This window comes from Halorussus salinisoli, from assembly GCA_005239435.1.
Lineage (GTDB): Archaea > Halobacteriota > Halobacteria > Halobacteriales > Haladaptataceae > Halorussus > Halorussus salinisoli.
Genome location: SZNP01000004.1, coordinates 514204 through 528993 on the forward strand (window position 1 = coordinate 514204; position 14790 = coordinate 528993).

At 60.5% G+C, this 14790-nt stretch carries 12 protein-coding genes and 1 pseudogene; 3 read left to right on the plus strand and 10 right to left on the minus strand.

Annotated features, from left to right (window positions below):
- Positions 1–139: 139 nt before the first annotated feature.
- From E2484_RS13775 to E2484_RS13785, 3 genes are all read left to right on the plus strand, one after another.
- Positions 140–1960, plus strand: a complete 1821-nt coding sequence (locus E2484_RS13775; protein ID WP_137285769.1) for an ABC transporter substrate-binding protein — start codon at positions 140–142, stop codon at positions 1958–1960.
- 82 nt (positions 1961–2042) lie between these two features.
- Positions 2043–2867: an aldo/keto reductase gene (locus E2484_RS13780; protein WP_137285770.1), complete on the plus strand. Its 825-nt coding sequence runs from the start codon at positions 2043–2045 to the stop codon at positions 2865–2867.
- A gap of 372 nt (positions 2868–3239) precedes the next feature.
- Complete coding sequence (locus E2484_RS13785; RefSeq protein ID WP_137285771.1) at positions 3240–4484, plus strand: cation:proton antiporter; 1245 nt, start codon at positions 3240–3242, stop codon at positions 4482–4484.
- A 35-nt stretch (positions 4485–4519) separates the two neighbouring features.
- Here the strand turns inward: E2484_RS13785 and E2484_RS13790 are convergent.
- The 10 genes and pseudogenes from E2484_RS13790 to E2484_RS13835 form a co-directional block, all read right to left on the minus strand.
- Positions 4520–5044, minus strand: a pseudogene (locus tag E2484_RS13790) (IS5/IS1182 family transposase); the annotation flags it as partial.
- 224 nt (positions 5045–5268) lie between these two features.
- A complete protein-coding gene (locus E2484_RS13795) occupies positions 5269–5589 on the minus strand; it encodes a DUF3303 domain-containing protein (RefSeq protein ID WP_137285772.1) in 321 nt (106 codons plus the stop codon).
- Positions 5590–5784: 195 nt separating this feature from the next.
- Positions 5785–6291, minus strand: a complete 507-nt coding sequence (locus E2484_RS13800) for a hypothetical protein (RefSeq protein WP_137285773.1) — start codon at positions 6289–6291, stop codon at positions 5785–5787.
- A gap of 173 nt (positions 6292–6464) precedes the next feature.
- On the minus strand, positions 6465–7805 hold the full coding sequence (locus tag E2484_RS13805) for a S8 family peptidase (protein ID WP_137285774.1): 1341 nt from the start codon (positions 7803–7805) through the stop codon (positions 6465–6467).
- Positions 7802–9121, minus strand: a complete 1320-nt coding sequence (locus E2484_RS13810) for a M14 family zinc carboxypeptidase (RefSeq protein WP_137285775.1) — start codon at positions 9119–9121, stop codon at positions 7802–7804. Before E2484_RS13810 ends, E2484_RS13805 begins: the two co-directional genes overlap by 4 nt.
- Positions 9122–9446: 325 nt before the next feature.
- Positions 9447–10637, minus strand: a complete 1191-nt coding sequence (locus tag E2484_RS13815; protein WP_137285776.1) for an AGE family epimerase/isomerase — start codon at positions 10635–10637, stop codon at positions 9447–9449.
- A gap of 57 nt (positions 10638–10694) precedes the next feature.
- Positions 10695–11810 carry an ABC transporter ATP-binding protein gene (locus tag E2484_RS13820; RefSeq protein WP_137285777.1) on the minus strand — a complete coding sequence of 372 codons (1116 nt, stop codon included), beginning with the start codon at positions 11808–11810 and terminating at the stop codon, positions 10695–10697.
- 9 nt (positions 11811–11819) lie between these two features.
- A complete protein-coding gene (locus tag E2484_RS13825; protein WP_137285778.1) occupies positions 11820–12980 on the minus strand; it encodes an ABC transporter ATP-binding protein in 1161 nt (386 codons plus the stop codon).
- A gap of 1 nt (position 12981) precedes the next feature.
- Positions 12982–13875 (minus strand): carbohydrate ABC transporter permease, encoded by an 894-nt coding sequence (locus tag E2484_RS13830; RefSeq protein WP_321112624.1) that lies wholly within the window; start codon positions 13873–13875, stop codon positions 12982–12984.
- Positions 13872–14789 (minus strand): carbohydrate ABC transporter permease, encoded by a 918-nt coding sequence (locus E2484_RS13835; RefSeq protein ID WP_137285779.1) that lies wholly within the window; start codon positions 14787–14789, stop codon positions 13872–13874. The genes E2484_RS13830 and E2484_RS13835 overlap by 4 nt, the downstream gene beginning before the upstream one ends.
- Position 14790: the final 1 nt, after the last annotated feature.

Genomic DNA, 14790 nt, shown 5'->3' on the forward strand with positions numbered 1-14790 from the left:
AACTCGAAACAGAGTTTAGGAATATTCCACCGATAGCGTTTTATATTCCATTCTTATTGCGTTGAAGGATTAGTTTTTCACCGAATGTCATCCGACCGGAACAGCTTTGCTGACCTGAGTGGTCAAATAACCTTGGTATATGGCAACAAATGACAAACAACGGTCGTCGAGCGTCAACAGACGTCGGGTGTTACAGACCATCGGGGTCGCGACGACCGCGGGGCTAGCGGGGTACAGCAAAGGGGGGATGGCCGAGGACACCGGCGCAGTCGAGCGGGAGGCGCAAGAACTCGGTGAACGGGTTCCGACGCTCACGTTCCAGTACTGGTCGGATCAGGGCCCACCGACGGTGTTGTTCGAGGAGACGATCGCGAACATCCAGGCCAACAGCGGCGAACTCGGGTTCCAGATGGAGACCGAGCCGATGACGACCGGTGAAGGAATCGACGAGGTCTCGAACGACACGCGCGCGTTCCACATCGCAGTCAACAGCCACGGGCCCTCGCCCGGTCGGCTGGATCCAGACGAACTCCTGCAAAGCTACAGCATCGAGAACGCCGGGGCCAACGGTCGGTATAATATGTCTAACTACGCCAACTGCGAGTTCTCCGAACTCGCTGACGAACAGGCGACGATCGGCGATCGGGAAGAACGCCAAGCCGTGGTCGACGAGGCGATGTCGGTGTTCTCCGAGGACGCACCGTTCGTCCCCACCATCGAACGGCCGACGACGGCCGCCATCAACACCGATCAGCTCGAACCGATCGAGACCGGAGCGGCAGGGTTGAGTGACACTCACTGGCCCGCACTTGTCGAAGCAGGAGTGAACACGACGAGCGGGACGGACGCGGTCGTCGCGAACTTACCGTCCGAGCATCTGACCAGTAGCTTCTACCCGACCGTTTCGGACACGGACTCGTTCAACCTGTACACGAGTCTGACCCACTCTCCGCTGCTCATGTACAACTCCGACTGGGAGTTGATACCGGTACTGGCAGAAGACTGGGAAACGTCGGACGACGGGACGACCACGACGTTCAATCTGCGCGAGGCGACCTTCCACAACGGCGACCCGGTCACGCCGGAGGATGTGAAGTGGACGTACGAGTTCCTGCGCGAGCAGTTCCACGCGGGGAACTACCAGTTGACGTCGCTTCCGGAGAGCCTGACCGTCGAGATCGTCGACGATAGCACCGTCGCCTTCAACACCGACGACCCGGCCCCGACGCTGCTGACGGCGAGCCTCTCGATTTACGGTGTCCTGCCGAGAGCCCCGTACGTCGAAGCCGGGATCGAAGAGAACCCGACGGACTTCGACGACCCGATGATCGGGGCCGGGCCGTACCGAATCACGTCGTACACCAACCAGGAGAACATGGCGCTGGAGCCCCACGACGGCCATCCCGTCTTCAGCCCCAACGCGCAGATTCTCTTCCAGTTGTTCGAGAGCACCGACACCGTCGTTCGGGCGTTCGAGGAGGGAGAACTCAACCTCGCGGTGGCGCTTCATCCCGAAGCGGGCCAGCAACTGGAGGAGAGCATGGGGGACAGCGTCCAGATTATCACCGGGAAGGCACACCTCCCGTTCGGTGTCATGCCGCAGGCGTCCTACGGACCGGGACAGTTCCACGAGTTCCGGCTGGCACTGTCTCACCTCATCGATCGGCAGGCGCTGAACGAGACGTACGCCTTCGGGGAGTCAGAGATCGTTACGCAAGCGACCTTCAACTCGAACGACCATCCGTGGCACAACCCGGACGTGCTAACGCAAGTCGGAGAAGAGTCAGCAAACGTCGAACGCGCGAGACAACTTCTGGAGGAAGCGGGTTGGGGTTGGGACGACAACGGCAACCTTCACTATCCACCGGACGCCGCGTTGGAAGCGTGGCCGCAGGGAGAGACGCCGAGCCCGGAGGACTTTCCCTGCCTCCAAGAGGAGACGACTACGAACGAATCGTAACGGTATCTGATCGGTAGATACCGTCACGTCACTTCCGCACCCGCAATCTTTTTTCGATGTGTTACTGATTGACTAGGCAGGTATGGTGGGGGGAGAACCTATCGACGTCCCAGATCTCGGCCTCGGCACGTACCGGAACGACGACTGGGATCAGTGTACCGAGAGCGTACAGACGGCCCTGGAGGTGGGGTATCGACACGTAGACACCGCGGAAGCGTACGGGAACGAGGAGGCAGTCGGTGAGAGCATAGCCGCCAGTAGCATCCCGCGCGAGGACGTCTTCCTCGCGACGAAAGTCCTGCATCCGAAGTTCACCGACGACTACGCGACCGAGAGCATCGTCCAGAACGGACGCGCCTGCTTGGAACGCCTCGGCGTCGACTCGGTGGATCTCTTTTACGGCGTCCACTGGCCAGGCGGAGAGTACGACCCTGCGGAGACCTTCGAGGCCTGTGAGCGCCTCGACGAAGAAGGAGCGTTCGACCACCTCGGCGTTTGCAACATGACCCCGGAGTTGATCGACGAGGCCCGTGACGTGTCTGACGTGCCGATTTCGGCCGTCCAGGTCGAGATGCACCCACTACTTCAGCAGGAGGAACTGCGAGAATACTGCGAGCGACACGGGATGGATCTAGTCGCCTACGCTCCGCTCGGTAACGGTCGGATGTTCGAAGTCCCCGAGTTACAGGAGATCGCCGACAAACACGGCGTGAGCGCGGCCCGAGTGAGTCTCGCCTGGTTACGGGAAAAAGGGGTGTCTTCGATTCCGAAAGCCGCGAGCGAAGACCACATCCGCGACAACTGGCAGTCGCTCGAACTGGCTCTAGACGACGAAGACGTGCGTAAAATCGACTCGATAGACCGCGAAGAACGCCAGTACGACAACCCGTATGCGCCGGATTGGTAAGCCCTCGGGTCGTCGGGTCAGACCGACGACGAGCGAGGAGTCGTGGCGGCAGTCGACCACGTTGCACTTCTCCCGAGATTGTTACTTTCCTCAGTTGTCGCTTCAACCTGCCACTGACTCTGAAACCCATCACGGGTCGAGGGTTTCGACGGAGTCATCGTTGGTGGGTGGCACGGCCTACGTTGCGAGTGGGGACGGTACCCAGTATATGGTCTCGTAATTTGTCTTACTCGGCTCTGTTGAAACCCTCTTCTTGAGACAGCTATTCCAGTAGAACAGCCGGCCACTACAGAGGCGTCCCTACCATTCCTTCTTGGCCATACCATTCAAGCGAATCGAGATTCCAGTGGTACAGTAGAGTTCAAATACTTCATGGTCGAGACAACCGCTGTCGTCTTGGGGGTGCTTGTCTCCTTCGCCATTGCTATCGGCGTTCGGGTTCTGGCAAACCGAACCTTGCTCCCATACACCGTTTTACTTGTCACAGTCGGATTCATGTTGTCGGTTTTTCCTCTTCAGACGTACCTCGGGTTCAACCTCGACCCCCTCTTTACGCATGACGCGATTCTGTTCATATTTCTGCCCGCGATCGTGTTCCTTGGCGCTGCGGAGATTGACCACGAGAGATTTCGACAAAATTTTCTGATCACTGTCATAACCGTTCTTGTCGGGCTCCCCGTCGCCATCACAGCGATCGGCTGGCTCGGGACGAAGCTCTTCGAAATGCCGCTGTTAATCATGCTCCTGTTCGGAGCGATGGCCTATCCGATCGATCCCGTTGCTGTCCTCTCACTGTTTGAGGAAGCGGGAGTTCCACCACGACTGGCGGTTCTTGTCGAGGGAGAGAGCCTTCTCGATGATGGTCTTGCGATCGTTGTGTTCTCGGCGTTGTTAGCACTCGTACGAGATGCTAGCCCCACGGAACTTACCGGAACGGGACTCTTCTCGTTAGACCAGGTGGGGGCGTTCGTGATCGATTTCCTCATTGTGAGTCTCGGCGGAACTCTCGTCGGAATCGGTATTGGATACGCCACGTACCGAATGCAACGGGCAACGAATGACCAAGCGAATCTTTTCATGATATCGTTCATGGCGGTCTACGGGGGTTTTTACGTCGCGGAACACGTGCTTCACGTAAGTGGCATTCTCGCCACGGTAGTTACAGGCCTCATCTTGGGGACGTTGTCCAGAAAGTACGCACTGACCGAGGAGAATCTTGAGTTTCTGGTGGGGATTTGGGAGAGCATCGTCTTCCTGCTCGAAACGATGTTGTTCGTCGCCATCGGCATCGAGGTATCGTCGAGACAAGTGCTCAGTACTCTTCCAATCGTGCTAACTACGTTAGTCCTCCTGATCGGTGTCCGTGCTGGCGTAATCTACGGAATCATGAATCTCCTGAACCAAGTGATCGAGGACCCCGTTCCCGTAAGCTACCAGCACGTTATAATCTGGGGTGGAATGCACGGCGTGATACCGATCGCCCTCGCGCTCAGTCTCGGACCGGCCATCCCCTTCGGAGGTCAGCTCAGAACGGCGGTGTTTGGTGTTGTCGTCGCAAGCATGATCCTCCAGGGACTGTCGATAACAAGCGTGCTCGAAGCGACCGGTGTAACCTAATCCGGCTCTGTTTATATCCTCTTATTCAGACATGCGTTGCGGTTGATGAGCGATGGTGCGAACTGCGTATCGTGTTTTCGGGTCGTTGTAATGTGGAGATCGAAGATCGCGTTTGCTTTCGTATCGACTAAGAGCGCGACTTACAGTTGCTGAATCGTCAGTTTCGCCCGTTTCGTGTAGTGCTTCGAGGCGTGACTTCGGTCGAAGCCCGAGGCGTCGATCCCCGCAACACCGTAGGTCGGGAGCAACGAAACGGAGAGATTGAGCAACACTCGCCAGACGGCCATATCGAGTCTATCGAACGCTTTGCACAGCGTTGACGGGGCAGGAAGTTCGGTCAGGTTGATCGCATTCCGAACGCGGGGCATCTCGATGAGTTCGTCGAGGAGTGTTCGATAAGTCGTGTCCTTCCGAACTTTGAGACACATGAGAACGATGTGCTGATGGAGCGTGTAGCGTTGTTTCGAGAACTTCGAGGAGTAGCGAGCCAAAGCACGTTGTGCTAACTGAAATGCTTCCTCGACAAATCCGAGTAACCGTGACTTCGGGAGAGTCCGCATTCGGTTACACTACTGTCCAAACGTGTAACTACTCAAGGGTTTCAACAGAGCCTCTTACTCACACATTTTCCCTCAGCGTCGGCCTCGACGCGCAGGCAGTATTCAGATTAGCGGGAGAGTACTATCACCCACCTATATCCACTTTATAGGAATATTTTTAATTGTTAAAACACGATTCTTATAGCTATTCGAGTTATAGATATTATTACAAAAACGTCAGATGTTTACTCCGCCGGTGAGTCTTCGAGCATCGCTGCCTGCTGGGCGATGATGTCTTCCGTGGGGGCAGCTGGCGCCGTCTTCGTCTCCTCGAAGAACGCGGAGGTCCCGGCCGCGGTACGCCACATATTTAGTGCGTTGTTTACGGCCGCAAAATCGTCGGCCTCCATGAGCGCGATGCCCCACCCATCAGGTGTCCCGTCCCACCGAACGAGTTCGACACCGTCCGGCGGGAACTGCTGCTCTCGAGTGAGTTCCATGGCAATCTCGTTGCGGTCTTCGACCGGCATACTCTCGTTGACCTTCCAATACGTGAGGAACAACATCGGTAATGAACACCCACGCTACCGAACGACGGCCTCCGCCTTCGCGTTACCCCGCGAAGATCGTTCACGGTGTGAAGAGGAACGCGACGTGGCGCGACCGGTCAGCCAGTGAGTGATATGCGTGTTCTGCATTCAGCACGCTGTTTCCGTACTCGGAGGCACAATCTCGGGGACAGTCTAACTATCTATTAGTTATCACATTTCACAGTCGGGATGATTGTGGAACGGCTTCTGCGGATTACCATCTACGAACACGCCGTCCGGATTGGGGTAGTGAACCCAGGCGTGTAAGGCCCAGACCTCGCCAAACGGCAACTCTACGGGATGCCACTGTTCGGCGCCATCGTCGTACTCGAAGAAGTTCGGTGGTGACGTGGCGAACTCCCCTTCTCTCGGCACGACGTAATCGAGGGCCCCGAGGACGAGGGTTCCGTCGTGAACCCCGTACGCGAGTACCGGCGACGTGGTCGGGTCGGCGGTGCCGACTAACTCGAGGTTGAACAGGTGGAAGCCCTGGCCACAGACGAACTCCGCAGTTGCAACGACGTCATCGAGCGCGATCTCGGTCGGTGGGTCAGTCGAGTTGTCGAGCGCGGCCCAATCGTCCTCGTACGCAATCTCGGGGTTGGTATACTTCGCGGTCGCCGCCCGAATTTCCTCCAGTTCCTCTTCTAAACTCCCGCTGTGTGCGGCAACTGGCATCGCCACCCCGCCTGTAAGCATTGCTGCACCAGCACCGATGGTTTTGAGGGCGGTACGCCGAGTTCCGGTTGGTTGGTGGTCGGTCATGTGTGACCGATTAGCATTCGCCGTTTTCCCTCATAACGTCACTTCTCGAACAGCGTTCACAGGGCGACCGGAGTCGTGGGGTGAACTCAGTTCGTTACAGCTCTGTACGTGTCCAGATACCCCGAGCCGTAGTACTTTCTCTCGTACTCGTCGGGCACCTCGGCAACGCGTTCGAGGGCGTTCTTGGCCTGATTCGCGTCGAGCCGAGGCTTCGCACTCTTCACCAGTGCGACGGCACCCGCGACTTGCGGCGCAGCCATCGAAGTGCCGGCGTACCAGTCGTAGCCGTAGGTAGCGCCCAAGTACTCACCCGTCTCGTCGTCGAACTCCGGAACGGCGACCGTGTTCAGCACGTAGTCGTAGTACCACGGTTCGTCCGTTCCGATGGCGTCGAGATCAGCGTTTCCACCCGGTGCCCCGAGGTCGACGGCGTTCGTGCCGTAGTTCGTGTAGAACGCCGGTGCGTACGGCGGCTGCTCGAGTCCCTCGTCACCCCACTCGAACCCGATCGGTCCCGTCGCACTCACCGTCAGACCGCCGGCAGTCTCGGACGAGTCTCGCTGGTCTTCGTCGAACTGGAGCGTACCACCCCAGTTCCCACACGCGTGAGTGAGCACGGTTCCGTTCCGGTTCGCGTAGGTCGTCGTCCGCTGCATCGCCTTCCCCCAGAACTGGCCCCACCCATCGTCCCGGAAGCGGAACGTCCAGCCGAGGCTGAGATTCGCCGCGTCTGCACCGAGCTCGGCACTGTACACGATGGCCGCCAAGACGTCACCCATCCACGCCGAGAACCCCGAGGAACTCACCTCGGAGAACACGCGCAGGTCGACGAGTTCCGTCCCCGGTGCGGAACCGATGACGCCCGAATCGGTCCGATCGCTCGCCGCGACACTTCCAGCGACGTGGGTTCCGTGTGCGCCGCCGTAGGGACCCGGTGCGCCCAGGGAGTCCTCGGTGAAGTTCCGCGAAAGCTCGGCGTTCACGGCGTGTCGCAGGTCCGGGTGTTCGGCTCCGATTCCGGAGTCGATAATCGCGACGCGAGTTCCCTCTCCCCGGGTCGTCTCGTGGGTCTCCGGAATCCGCTGATCCTGCTTGTCCCACTGGTACTCGAACAGGGTTTCGCCCTCTGGGGGATACTCGACGCGTGATCGGCTCGAAACCGTGTCGGGTAGTCTGGGCGAGTAACGTCCGTCAGGCGCGTACGCGACGCCCGCGTCGTCCAGTGCGTCCTCGCTCGCTTTCACCACGAGGAGGTCTACCGGACTCAGGTCGTGGACGACCTCCATCCCCCGTTCGGTCTGGAGGCCCCGTTTGTCGACGACGAACCGCTGTGTCGAATCAGCACCAGTGGTCGACGGGCCCAACGCGAGAGCACCGAGTGACACACCTGCCGTCTTCAGGAAGTGTCGGCGGTTGTTCGCCGTCATCGAAGTTGCACCTCCTCGCCGTAGAGCGGCGTATCGAAGTAGGTCTCAGTGCTGTACTCCCGGAGTTCGGGGTCGTCGGCGAGCGCGTCGAACGACTCGAGGAATCCGACCTTCGTGAGTTCCATCTGCCGACCGATGCCCTTCTGACCCAGGTCGTCCGTCTGATAGGCCACCTCGTAGAGCATGCCTGCGGCACTGTCGCCGTCGTTGGCGAGGTTGGGGCACAGGCTGTCCAGGTACGAACCCCACAGGGGGTAGTAGCCGTAGCGGGTGATGCTGTCGAAGATGCTGTTTCCGCGCTCGGCCAGTGCGTCGATCACGAGCGAGTTCAGCTTTATCGAGCGCGTGCTGGTGTCGGAGTCGAGGAAGGGGTTGACGGCCTCCGAAACGGGCGTGTGGCCGTCGGGGAAGAACGGTGAACGGTCGAGGTAGTCCTCGCCGTACGACGCCATCACGCTCATGAGCGTCTGCTTTTTCGGCTCGTTCCCGTCGCCGGTTCCCGGATAGAGGTTTCCACCTTTGTGGTGGTGGGTGATCGCGTAGTCCGGGTCGGCATCGTTGAACGACTCGGTCACGGCTCGGACCTCCGGGGCCAGTCGGAGCCCGCTCGCGAACAGCGTGTGTCCCTCGTAGGGCATGTCCATGTACTGGCCGTCTGCCCACCAGCTCGCTTCGTCCTCGGTCCGGGGATCGAACTCCGATGGTGGACGAACGTTGAAGTCCCGGTTCATGTCGTAGCCCGGGTCCCCGGCAGGGTAGGTCGAGTGATAGTACGGTCGATACCGCGACTCGCCGGTCCAGGCTTGCGTGTTCTGACGGCGGCCTACCCACTCGTCCTCGTCGTCTCCGTCGAAGTCGTAGTGGTACATGGCACCGTCGGGGTTGACCCGCGGGACGATGGTGAACGAGAGGTTCTCGAGGATGTGGTCGACCTGCCGGGAGTTGCTCGTTCCGAGGGTCTTGATCACCTTGAGTGCGACTTCGGTCCCGATCGCCTCGTCGCCGTGAATCTGGGTGACTAGATGAATCTCTGTGTCACCGTCACCAACCTTCACTTCCCAAATCGGGTCGTTACGTCCCGCGGAGCGGCCGATCTCCTCGAGCGAGACACGGCCACTCTGTCGTTCGATCTTCTCGAGTTCCGTCGTAAGTTCTTCGTTCGTGTGGAACGCGTCGAGACTGATCGATTTCTGGCTGCCGAGCTTCGGGCCGCCAGGACGGTACTTGTCTCGGTCCGGGGTGGCGCTTGCAGTTCCGATCGTCACCGATCCGAACGCTGCGAGGCCGGTTGCTTTGACGAAATTTCTGCGGTTCATGGTTCTGGCTGGGTGACGGGCAATCGTTCACTCCTTGTCGAGTGTTATCACTTTCCCATCCCCGTTAGAAATAGGAGATTGTACTACTTAGTATTGTTCCACGTTTAGATTATTAAATGTTAGAATATGGCGAACTCTGTCGTGGGTCGGATGTTTCTGATCACACAAAGACCGGTGTCCCAAAATACAGCCTGGGAAGGGCTACTGCTCCCACCTGTGGGTCGTGTTTCTTGCCGGAATCCGTCCACCGACTTGCTTGCCTGCGAGCGAATCCCCCGAGCGTCTCGTGTATTCGCCACTACTGCAAGGAGTGGAATGTCCGCCCTCACTCCAGTGACCGAACGCCTTCGAGACAGGCACCGATAGGATGGTAGCCGGGTTCGACCGCAACGCCGGACTGCGTCGGTACGGGTTCGTTCTCCTCGGTGACCTTGGTGTACCAGTTTCCGTACTTCAGATTCACGAGGTGTGACTTCGCGTACGTCCAGAATCGGTCGTACCAATCGAGGTACTCGGGGTTCCCCGTCCGGTCGTAGAGTGCGGCGGCCGCGCCGATGGCCTCCGCGACCTCCCAGGAGTACTTGTCGGTCACGACGGGGTCGCGGTCGAGGTCGAACGAGTAGTAAAAGCCGCCGTCGTCGGCGTCCCATCCGTACTCGATCGCGGCCGTGAACAACTCCTCGGCGCGCGGGACGAGCCAGTCTTCGTCGCTGTGACGCGACAGTACCGCCAGCAACTTCGCCCACTCTATCTGGTGGCCGGGCTGGTAGCCCCAGGGTCTGAACGTGTGGGTTGGGTCGTCCCGATTGTACTCGAAGTCGGGCTTCCAGTCTGGAGTGTAGTGTTCCCAGATAAGCCCGTCGGTCGACTCGGGGAGTTCGACTGCGAGCGCTTCGGCGATGGCCAGGGCGCGGTCCCGGAACCGGACGTCGTCGGTCGCCTCGTACGCGGCAATCAGGGCCTCGCACATGTGCATGTTCGCGTTCTGTCCCCTGTACGCCTCCACCTCCGACCACTCCGCGTCGTACGTACTCTTGCAAAGTCCCCGCTCGGACTCCCAGAATCGCTCGTCTATCAGGTCGTAGAGGTCGTAGAGGGAGGCCTCTGCGCGAGCGATATCGGCTTCGAACGCGCGCGCGAACGCGAGCAGTGCGAAGGCGTGGCCGTAACAGACTCGCGTGCTGTCGACCGGAGTGGTCCCCTCGACCAGCCAGTGGTATCCCCCGCGCTCGCGGTCGCGTTGCGATTCGAGGAGGAATTCGAGTCCGTGTTCGGCCGCTGACGCGCTCCAGTCCGGCCCGTCGAGCGCTGCTACGACGCTGTAGTTGACGACGAATCGGCATTGCGCGACGAGGTGTTTCGACTCTCGGTCGTAGACGTTTCCCGTTTCCTCGTCGAACTGCGCGACGTACCCGCCGTTCTCTTCGTCGATACACTCCGGGTGGTAGAAATTCAGGATGCGCGTGGCGTACTCGGAGAGCGAGTCGAGGTCGTGTGGATCATCGGGGCCGGTCATGTTCGTCTACGTGGACTAGACGTTCTCGACGGTTTCTAGTTTGGTGTTCGTCGCTGCTCAGAGGGCGCGACGTTCGTCCTTTGCTCTGTCCCTCGGCGACCGAATCGCTTCGCCGGTCTCCGCGTCGAACAGATGGACGTGTTCCGGCGGAACAGTCACGCCGACCCGGTCGCCGGGATTCGACTGTACCGATGCTGGCACGACGACGGTGAACTGTCGGTCGCCGATCGAAAGCGTGAGGAAGCTGTCGCTTCCCTGAAACTCGTTCACCACGACGGTGGCTGCGACGCTTCCCCGCTCCGGGTCGGCGTGGAACACGACGTCTTCGGGACGGACGCCGAGAACCGCCTCGCCGGACGCGTCGACCTGTTCGGACGGCAGTCGAGCGAAGTCTCGACCGTCGTATCGGCAAACGGTCCCGTCTCTGTCGACGGCGACGCGGACCTCGAACGTGTTCATCGACGGACTCCCGAGGAAGTTCGCCACGAACAGGTTCGCCGGGCGACGGTACACCTGATTTGGCGGACCGACCTGCTGGAGGCGACCGTCGTCGAGAATCGCGACGCGGTCGCCCATCGTCATCGCTTCCTTCTGGTCGTGGGTGACGTAGATCGTAGTGACGCCGAGTTCGTCTTGGATCTGCTGTAACTCGGTGCGCATCCTGGAGCGGAGTTTGGCGTCGAGACTTGCCAGCGGTTCGTCGAGGAGGAACACCTCCGGGTCGCGTACCAGCGCCCGCCCGAGCGCGACGCGCTGTTTCTGTCCCCCGGAGAGCTCGTCCACTCCCCGGTCGAGTAACTCGGTGATATCGAACAGGTCTGCGATCTCCTGCACTTTCCGCTGGCGCTCGGTTGCCGACAGGTCGGTCGAGTGCTTGAGGCCGTAGGCCATGTTCTCCTCGACGGTCATCGTCCGATAGAGCGCGTAGTCCTGGAACACCATCGCGATGGAGCGGTCGCTGGGTGAGCGGTCGGTTATCGTCTGCCCGCCGAGCCGGATCGTCCCCTCGGTCACGGATTCGAGGCCCGCGATACACCGGAGCGTGGTGGACTTTCCGCAGCCGGACGGGCCCAACAGAACCAGTAGCTCACCGTCGACGCGCAACGATAGGTCCTCGACGGCCGTTTCGTCTCCGAATCGCTTCGTGACGTTTTTGAGCGCGAGTTCAACCATGGGTGTCGGTCAGTCGATTGCTTCACCGCGTTCGTCGAACCAGTGTAGCCGGTCCCGGTCGAACGCCACGCGTACCGGTTCGCCTTCACGGACGTCCGGAGGTAACTCCCGAACTCGGACCGTGAGCGATTCCTCCGCGCGGGTGACGGTGAGTTCGGTCACGCGTCCGACCGGTTCGACGACCTCCACCTCGAAGGTGTGTGACGCACTCAGCGAGGGTTCGTGAGCGCCCGGACCCTTCTGCACGGCGGTCCGGGGGTTTCCCTTGTCGGTGATCACGTAGACGTCCTCGGGTCGGACGCCGACGCGAACCGCGTCCCTCGGTATGGAGAGGTCGGGGCACGCGAGGTCGCCGCTCAGGGTGGACCCCGGTTCGGATGCCACCACGTCGAGGAAGTTCATCGGGGGGTCTCCGAGGAATCCGGCGACGAACTCGTTACGCGGGGACTCGTACACGTCCCGTGGCGGTCCTACTTGGACGAGGCGTCCGTCGTTCATGATCGCGATGCGGTCGGCGATACTCATCGCTTCCTCCTGGTCGTGGGTGACGTACAGCGTCGTGATACCGAGCTCCTGTTGGAGGCGTCGGATTTCGCCCCTGGTCCGTACCTGGAGCTTCGCGTCGAGGTTCGACAGCGGCTCGTCCATGCTCAGCAGCTGCGGTTCCCGGACGAGCGCCCGGCCCACCGCGACGCGCTGGCGTTGTCCGCCGCTCAGGCTCGCGGGTTTCTTGTCCAGCAGGTCCCCGATGTCCAGCATCTCCGCGATTCGCTCGATTCGGGTGTCCCAGTCGTTCTCGTCTACGTCTGTCTTCCGAAGCGGGAACGCCATGTTCCCTCGAACCGTCTTGTGGGGATACAGCCCGTAGTTCTGGAACACCATCGCGATGTCCCGGTCTTGCGGTGGCCGGAACGTGACGTCTACCCCGTCGAGTCGGATCTCGCCGGAACTCGGCGATTCGAGTCCGGCGATGGTGCGCAGCGTCGTCGTCTTTCCGCATCCGGACGGCCCGAGCAACACGAGTAGCTCGCCGGCTTCGACGTCGAGGTCGAACTCCTCGACGGCGACGACGTCGCCGAACCGCTTCTCCAGTCCCCGAACCGAGACGGTCGCTGCCTCCGAGGACGTCACGTCGGTCGATTCGATGTCGTCCGTGTTGAGCGAACTCATGTTACCCCTCCACCGCTCCGGCGGTGAGTCCTTCGACCATGTACTTTTCGAGGTAGAGGAACATCACAATGATGGGCAGCGTCGTGATGATCGACGCCGCCATCACCTCGCCCCACGCGTTCTGGAACGTACTGTTCAGCGACTCGATACCAATGGGAAGCGTGTACTTCGACTGGGTTTCGAGGAAGATGCTGGCGAAGAGGTACTCGTTCCACGCGATCTTGAACGCGAACAGGAACGCGGCGATGAGGACGGGGAGGCTGACCGGAACGACCACGCGGAGGATGGTTTCGAGCCGGGAGTAGCCGTCCATCAGCGCGGCCTCTTCGATTTCGACGGGGACGCTCTGGAAGTAGTTCCAGAGCATGTACAGCGTCAACGGGAGCGTCTTGACCGTGTACGTGATGAGCAGGCTGAGTCTGGTGTTCACGAGGTTGAACCGCACGAGCATCTGGAACAGTGGCACGACGAGCGTGATCGCCGCGAGCATGTAGACGACGATGACGCCGCGGCGGATGAGGTCGCGCCCCGGATACTCCAGGCGGGTGAAACTGTACGACCCGAGGACGCCGATGACGAGCGACACGAACGCCGTCGCGAGGGCGACGACCAGACTGTTCGTGAAGTACGTCTGCAACGGGAAAGTCCCCGGCCCGAAGACCGTCTCGTAGTGGGCCAGCGTGATGGACGACGGGAGGACCGTCGGCGGCTGGGAGTACAGCTCCGCGTTCGACGTCAGACTCGTCAGCAGCATGACGTAGAACGGGTAGAGCGCGAACAGCAGCGTCAGCCCCGTCGCGACGTAGAACCCCACCGTGTGGAGCAGGCTGTCGGACTCCCGCTCGGCCCGGAACACGAGTTCGAACCCGCTGAGGAGGGTGCGAACGACGCTCATAGTTTCTCCTCCCCGATGAAATGGATGTACAGTCCGACCAAGATCATCTGGAACGCGAACAGCAACAGCGCTATCGCGGCCCCCAGCCCCATCTCGAAGTTAGCGAACGCCGACTGGTAGGCGAAGATCGGTAGGGTCAGGAGGTTTCGCGTGAGGAGCCACACCGGCTCGAAGGCGTTGAACTCCCAGACGAATCGCAGGAGCATCGCGATGGCGATGACGCCTCGGAGTTCCGGCAGGGTGATGTCCTTGAAGCGAGCCAGCGGGCCGGCACCGTCGAGACGGGCCGCCTCGTACATCGACGCTGGAATCGCCTGTAGGCGGGCGATTATCAGCAGGAACGCGAACGGGAAGTTGCGCCACGTATCGAACAGGACGGCCATCGGCAGCGCGAACTCCCGCGTCTCCAGAAGCCCCACGTTGCCCTGATACACCCCGAGGCTCTCGAGGATGTAGGGGACCGAACCCCAGAGGGGACTCAACATGAACTGCCAGGCGAACGCGACGGCGATGATCGGCGTCACGTGGGGTAGCAGCACTAGTCCACGAGCCAGCCGACGGCCCCTGAACGCGTGATTGAACAGGAGCGCGGTGCCGAGTCCAGCGACCGTCGAGAGGACGCTACTTCCCACCGTGAAGACGACGGTGTTGACGGTGGCGCGCCAGAACTGCCGGCTCGTGAGCAGTTGCTCGTAGTTGCTGAATCCGACCCACTCCGGCGACAGGTCCGGATTCAACGGTACCTCCGTGAAGCTCAGGTACACGTTGTAGAACAGCGGGTAGATGATGACGGCCCCGATGAGTACGATGGCCGGTAACACGAGACCGTAACCGAGTAGCCACTGGCGTCGGTCGACCGCCTCTCGTCCGTCGTCGGGGGCTACGAACGACCGAATGTAGCCCCGTACCGACATC

What these genes read in the sequence shown, in the direction of transcription:
- E2484_RS13815 (WP_137285776.1), bottom strand. Translation starts at nt 10,637, where the DNA reads ATGACCGGCCCCGATGATCCACACGACCTCGACTCGCTCTCCGAGTAC.
- E2484_RS13780 (WP_137285770.1), top strand. Translation starts at nt 2,043, where the DNA reads ATGGTGGGGGGAGAACCTATCGACGTCCCAGATCTCGGCCTCGGCACG.
- E2484_RS13805 (WP_137285774.1), bottom strand. Translation starts at nt 7,805, where the DNA reads ATGACGGCGAACAACCGCCGACACTTCCTGAAGACGGCAGGTGTGTCA.
- E2484_RS13795 (WP_137285772.1), bottom strand. Translation starts at nt 5,589, where the DNA reads ATGTTGTTCCTCACGTATTGGAAGGTCAACGAGAGTATGCCGGTCGAA.
- E2484_RS13800 (WP_137285773.1), bottom strand. Translation starts at nt 6,291, where the DNA reads ATGCCAGTTGCCGCACACAGCGGGAGTTTAGAAGAGGAACTGGAGGAA.
- E2484_RS13785 (WP_137285771.1), top strand. Translation starts at nt 3,240, where the DNA reads ATGGTCGAGACAACCGCTGTCGTCTTGGGGGTGCTTGTCTCCTTCGCC.
- E2484_RS13835 (WP_137285779.1), bottom strand. Translation starts at nt 14,789, where the DNA reads ATGTCGGTACGGGGCTACATTCGGTCGTTCGTAGCCCCCGACGACGGA.
- E2484_RS13830 (WP_321112624.1), bottom strand. Translation starts at nt 13,875, where the DNA reads ATGAGCGTCGTTCGCACCCTCCTCAGCGGGTTCGAACTCGTGTTCCGG.
- E2484_RS13825 (WP_137285778.1), bottom strand. Translation starts at nt 12,980, where the DNA reads ATGAGTTCGCTCAACACGGACGACATCGAATCGACCGACGTGACGTCC.
- E2484_RS13810 (WP_137285775.1), bottom strand. Translation starts at nt 9,121, where the DNA reads ATGAACCGCAGAAATTTCGTCAAAGCAACCGGCCTCGCAGCGTTCGGA.
- E2484_RS13820 (WP_137285777.1), bottom strand. Translation starts at nt 11,810, where the DNA reads ATGGTTGAACTCGCGCTCAAAAACGTCACGAAGCGATTCGGAGACGAA.
- E2484_RS13775 (WP_137285769.1), top strand. Translation starts at nt 140, where the DNA reads ATGGCAACAAATGACAAACAACGGTCGTCGAGCGTCAACAGACGTCGG.